The organism is Bradyrhizobium sp., assembly GCF_030693485.1.
Classification (GTDB): Bacteria; Pseudomonadota; Alphaproteobacteria; order Rhizobiales; family Xanthobacteraceae; genus Bradyrhizobium.
In genome coordinates, this window is sequence record NZ_JAUYAN010000140.1 from 1 (window position 1) to 4,713 (window position 4,713).

5 protein-coding genes are annotated in these 4,713 nt (G+C 61.6%); 2 read left to right on the top strand and 3 right to left on the bottom strand.

The window, feature by feature from the left end:
- The coding region (locus tag Q8N40_RS10390; protein WP_305711756.1) for a molybdopterin-dependent oxidoreductase at positions 1–867 on the bottom strand (867 nt) is incomplete at its 3' end.
- 174 nt (positions 868–1,041) lie between these two features.
- Between Q8N40_RS10390 and Q8N40_RS10395 the strand changes: the two genes are divergently transcribed.
- Entirely contained in the window at positions 1,042–1,224 is a 183-nt protein-coding gene (locus Q8N40_RS10395) for a hypothetical protein (RefSeq protein ID WP_305711757.1), read from the top strand.
- Between the two features lie 28 nt (positions 1,225–1,252).
- On the opposite strand, the gene Q8N40_RS10400 is transcribed toward Q8N40_RS10395, so the two are convergent.
- Both Q8N40_RS10400 and Q8N40_RS10405 read right to left on the bottom strand, forming a co-directional pair.
- The gene (locus Q8N40_RS10400; RefSeq protein ID WP_305711758.1) at positions 1,253–1,954 is read right to left on the bottom strand and encodes a hypothetical protein; all 702 of its coding nucleotides are present in this window, start codon (positions 1,952–1,954) and stop codon (positions 1,253–1,255) included.
- A gap of 86 nt (positions 1,955–2,040) precedes the next feature.
- Positions 2,041–2,451 (bottom strand): type II toxin-antitoxin system HicB family antitoxin, encoded by a 411-nt coding sequence (locus tag Q8N40_RS10405; protein WP_305711759.1) that lies wholly within the window; start codon positions 2,449–2,451, stop codon positions 2,041–2,043.
- Between the two features lie 1,078 nt (positions 2,452–3,529).
- On the opposite strand from Q8N40_RS10405, the gene Q8N40_RS10410 reads away from it, so the two are divergent.
- A protein-coding gene (locus tag Q8N40_RS10410) for an IS3 family transposase (RefSeq protein WP_305711760.1) occupies positions 3,530–4,683 on the top strand; the annotation gives its coding sequence in 2 pieces (ribosomal slippage) (positions 3,530–3,779 and positions 3,779–4,683; 1,155 coding nt in all).
- The last annotated feature ends 30 nt before the right edge of the window (positions 4,684–4,713 follow it).

Sequence of the window (4,713 nt, forward strand, 5' to 3'; positions counted from 1 at the left end):
GAACACCGGCCAGCCGACGGTATAGCGGTCGAGGAATTCGCGATCATGCCGTCCTTCGACCACCAGCGTGTGCACCAGCGCGAGCATCAGCGCGGTGTCGGTGCCGGGGATGTTGCCGATCCACTGCGAGCGGGCTTCCTCGGGCAGATCTTCACGCAGCGGACTCACATTGACGAACTTGCAGCCGTTCGCCCGGGCGCGCGCCATGGCGCCGCGCTCGACATGCTGGCTGACGCTGCCGCCGGCCACCATGCTGTTCTTCAGCGCCATGCCGCCGAAGGCAACCACGATCTCGCTATGCGCGACGATCTGTTCCCAGGTCACATTGCGCTTCGTCATCTGCTCATAGTCGCCGATGATGTGGGGTATCAGGACCGAGGAAGCGCCGGAGCTGTAGGTGTTGACCGACCTGACATAGCCCCCCATCGCGACGTTGAGAAAACGGTGGACCTGGCTTTGCGCGTGGTGAAAGCGGCCCGCGCTCGACCAGCCATAGGATCCGCCGAATACCGAGCCCGCGCCATGCCGGTCCCGCACCCGCGCCAGCTCCGTGCCGAGCAGATCGAGTGCGGCGTCCCATGACAGCGGAACGAACTCGTCGCGGCCGCGGCGCGCGTCGGGTCCACGCTTGCCTTCGAGCCAGCCACGGCGAACCATCGGCTGCGCCACGCGTGCGCGATGGCGCAAGGCCCCGGGAAAATTCTCGATGATGCGGTTCGGGTCGGGATCGCCGGGATGCGGGCGAACCTCCAGCTCGTCGCCCTGCCAGCGCGCCGAGAAAACGCCCCAGTGCGAAGTATGCGGTCGGAAGGGCGCCTCGGTCGCCGGAGCGGAATGGGAAGAGGGCTTTTCGGCTATCTCGGTCATTCGGACTCCCGTTCATCGCTCATCCGACACTACACCAGCATTCCCCGCGCTGCCATGCGCATGGATCGGCGAGACCGCGTTGCAGGGCGGGGTTCCGCGGACGGCTGCGCGAACGGGCGCTGTCGGCGTGGATGATGAGAACACTACCGCCGCGCGCTCTATGAGCCGGTTCCAATGCTCGGCGGCGAGACGCCGCGCGCCGCCGTCAAGACGGCGAGCGGACGCCTCAAGGTCGCCGAATGGCTCAAACTGATCGAAAACAAGACCGCGATGGCCGGTGACTCCAACAGCGCGATGGCGAGTTACGACTTCAGCTGGCTGTGGGCGGAATTGGGCATCAGCGAACTGAGGCGATGAACGAAGGCGAGCCGCCGAACTCCGCTGCTCAGGTTGCTTGCGGCGCATCCGCCAACGCCTGCGGCTCGACCAGCAGGCCTTGTCGCTCGTAACGGCCACGAGTCCTGCTGAAGCGCACGACGACAGCATGCCGGCTGCTTTTCGATTTGGCGCGTCGGGTGAGCAAGGCATCGCCTGCCGGCAGATATGTCAGATCGTCGAGGCCAACACAGCGCAGGCACGCAGGACCGGGAGTCTCCATCATCAGGAGATCCCCACTGCCGCCGCATCGATGACATATCCACGCGGTGTTCAATGGCTGGATCACCACCAGTTCCGGGGGACGGCTTGCCGTTTCCGCCAGACGCGCGCGCTTCTTCTCGGAAAGTTCGGGGGAGACCCAATGTGTCCGGTATGAATTCTCGATTGCAGGGTTTCCGCTTCGGCTGAAGCGCAGCGTCGGACGGTCCGGCGTACGACCGACATACGCCGTCGGGCTTGGCAACAATTCTTTCGCGGTCGCCCAAGACCCGAATAGCCGGATGGCTTTCGAGATGCGCGGCGCATCGATCTGGACAACTTCCTCCAGACAATCGATCTGCCCACGGCGCCAGCGCTCCGCCGCTCCGGGATCGAGCCATCCGATCCCGGTGAGGACGTCGATGGCGCTCACAAAATGCTGGGCGACAAGCGCGGCTTCAGCCGCCCTGGCAACGCGGTCAGCAAGCGGGACCCGATTTTTCCGGCTCATCACGTGGCCGAACTCGCTGTTCGATATGGGGCGGAATTGCAAACGGGTTGCCAGTTCTGCGCGCCGAAATCATTGAAGCATACTTCTCACACCTTCGCTAACCGTTCGCGGGCAAGGCTGGCAACAAAAGCTGACCGTGAAAGACCGCGCTTTTCGGCTTCCGCATCGATAGCTTCCAGCAATCCCGCATCAAGGGTGAGGTTGGCGCGCACCGTGCGTCCCTTGTCCAGAACTACCGGAACAAGAACGGCCATCTCGTTCGCAGCCGGACTTATTTCTTCAGCCTTGAGGATTTGCGCCATGGTGCGGGGCCTGGGCAGGGTCTCGCCTTTTGTCGCACGGTGGGCGAGCCATTCGCGGGCTGCCGACATGGCATCGGCCAGCGCTGCTTCCGGGGATCGGCCCGCACCATAGCAGCCGGGAAGGTCCGGAATCCTCACACCGTAGGTTTTGCAGTTACCGTCGAGAACGCCGACATACTGTGTCATCGAATCCATCCCGCCTTTTTCGCAATGTCGCGCGTTAGGAAGGTTATTTGGTGCACTGTCACCGTAATGCGATTCCTGTTGCTTGAGCGCCGGGCGCTTTCCACCACCGCCTCGCGTCTCGATTGAGGGTCCCCACGCGCTCGGCACGTCACGGAGCGATAACCGGGCCTCGGATCACTTGCACCCCCAATTTTTAGTATCGCCCATCTTACCAGCATCGCAAACCTGCCCTGGATTGCAGCACGTAGTACCGATTCGGTTATCAACGTGCTTGCATGCATACCCCCATGGCCTGCAGGTGCTTGTCGTATCACAAAACGTCTTGCCCGTTTTTGCGTCCTTGCCCATGACGCCACCCTGCGCCCAGCAATTCAAGTCCGGCTGGATCGGCTGCGGATTCGGAACGCACTGATTTGCGCGCCGTGTCGTACCCTTCGGACACTTTGGCAGGCATTGGCTTCCAACTCGTTCCTCACCGGCAGGGCACGGCGAAAGAGGCTTCTTACCGCCCGCTGGCTCACACTTGCCGTTGACTAGTTTCTGACCTTTTGAACACGGATTGGGTTTGGGCTTATTGGAAGGCCGCCTGCACTCCCAGATTGGCTGATTAGGAAAACCACCGATGGTCCTAAAGCCGACGAGTGTTGGTTCATGACCCGCTGGGCAGCAAATGCCTGAAGTAGCATTATCGCCCATATTTTGAGAAGTGCAAAAAGTACCCGCGGAGCAATGGTAAAACGGCGGGCCGCATTCCGGCGCGGCTGCTGCGCGGTCTACAGTAAAAGTCATTCCAGCAAGGATGATTGGGAGGAGAAACCAAAGGGGGCCTACCACGGAGTAATTCTCCTAAAATAGATGGCAACCTTACGCCTACTGATCTTCGACTCAACAATTCCCGTCGTCAAGGGAAGGGTCTACGCAAATTATCCCCCCATCGGGGATTGATTAGTCCAGCTCTGCAGCGGGTCGTCGGCAAGCTTCACCGTTCGAGACCAGGTATCACGCCGACTGAGTAGCCTGGTGATCTGAGCTGCTGCCGGTTTGATGGACACCAAGATTGGGTGTTTCATACAGCCGGAGGTGGGTCATGCAGAGACGAAGATTCAGCCGAGAGTTTAAGATCGAGGCGGTCAAGCTTGTCAGGGAGCGCGGGGTGTCGGTAGCGCAAGCCGGCCGAGACCTGAGCGTTCATGAGAACGTGCTGCGCAAATGGGTGAAGGAGTTCGGCTCTGACCCGGTGCAGGCCTTTCCCGGTCACGGCCAGATGAAGCCGGAGCAGCTGGAGATCGAGCGGCTGCGGCGCGAGGTCAATAAGCTGAAGGCGGAGCGGGATATCCTAAAAAAGGCCGCGGCCTTCTTCGCGAGGGAAGCGACATGAAGTTCGTCTTCATCGCGAAGCACCGGAATATCTGGCCGGTGGCATGGCTATGCGAAGCAATGGGCGTATCGCGGTCGGGCTTCCATGCCTGGCTGAACCGATCGCCCAGCGCCAGATCCCGAAGCGACGAGACAGTAGGCCAGCAGGTGAAGGCAAGCTTCCTTGCCAGCGACCGGACCTACGGCGCACGGCGCGTTTGGAGAGACCTTTTGGCAGACGGCGTCGGATGTGGTCTGCACCGGATCGAGCGGCTGATGCGCCAGCAGGCCTTGCGGGCACGGCCAAGGCGCCGGCGCCTGCCGAAGGACGAAGGCGATCGCCAGGTAGCTAACATCCCGGCGAACCTTCTGGACCGGCAGTTTGTGGCCGAGCGGCCGAACCAGAAGTGGATCGCCGACTTCACCTACATCTGGACCGCCGAAGGCTGGCTCTACGTGTCGGCCGTGATCGACCTGTTCTCGCGCCGGGTGGTCGGCTGGTCGATGAGCGCCAGCATGACAGCGCAACTGGTTGCGGATGCGCTTCTGATGGCCGTCTGGCGGCGCGGCAAGCCGGACACCCTGATGCATCACTCCGATCGTGGCAGCCAATACGCCAGCGAACAGTTCCAGCGCCTGATGGCTGACAGCGGCATCGTTTGCAGCATGAGCCGATCCGGCAACGTCTGGGACAACGCGGCGATGGAGAGCTTCTTCTCGTCGCTGAAGACCGAACGCATCGAGCGTAAAACCTATCGCACCAGGAACGAGGCCAGAGCAGATGTGTTCGACTACATCGAGCGGTTCTACAATGCGACCCGGCGTCATTCGACGATCGGGTACATCAGCCCTGTTGAGTTCGAACGCAGGGTGGGATTAGCTTAACCGGGTGTCCATCAAACCGGCAGCAGCTCA

Excerpts from the sequence above, each read along its gene's own strand:
- Q8N40_RS10395 (WP_305711757.1), top strand. The coding sequence starts at position 1,042 with ATGCTCGGCGGCGAGACGCCGCGCGCCGCCGTCAAGACGGCGAGCGGA.
- Q8N40_RS10400 (WP_305711758.1), bottom strand. The coding sequence starts at position 1,954 with ATGAGCCGGAAAAATCGGGTCCCGCTTGCTGACCGCGTTGCCAGGGCG.
- Q8N40_RS10405 (WP_305711759.1), bottom strand. The coding sequence starts at position 2,451 with ATGGATTCGATGACACAGTATGTCGGCGTTCTCGACGGTAACTGCAAA.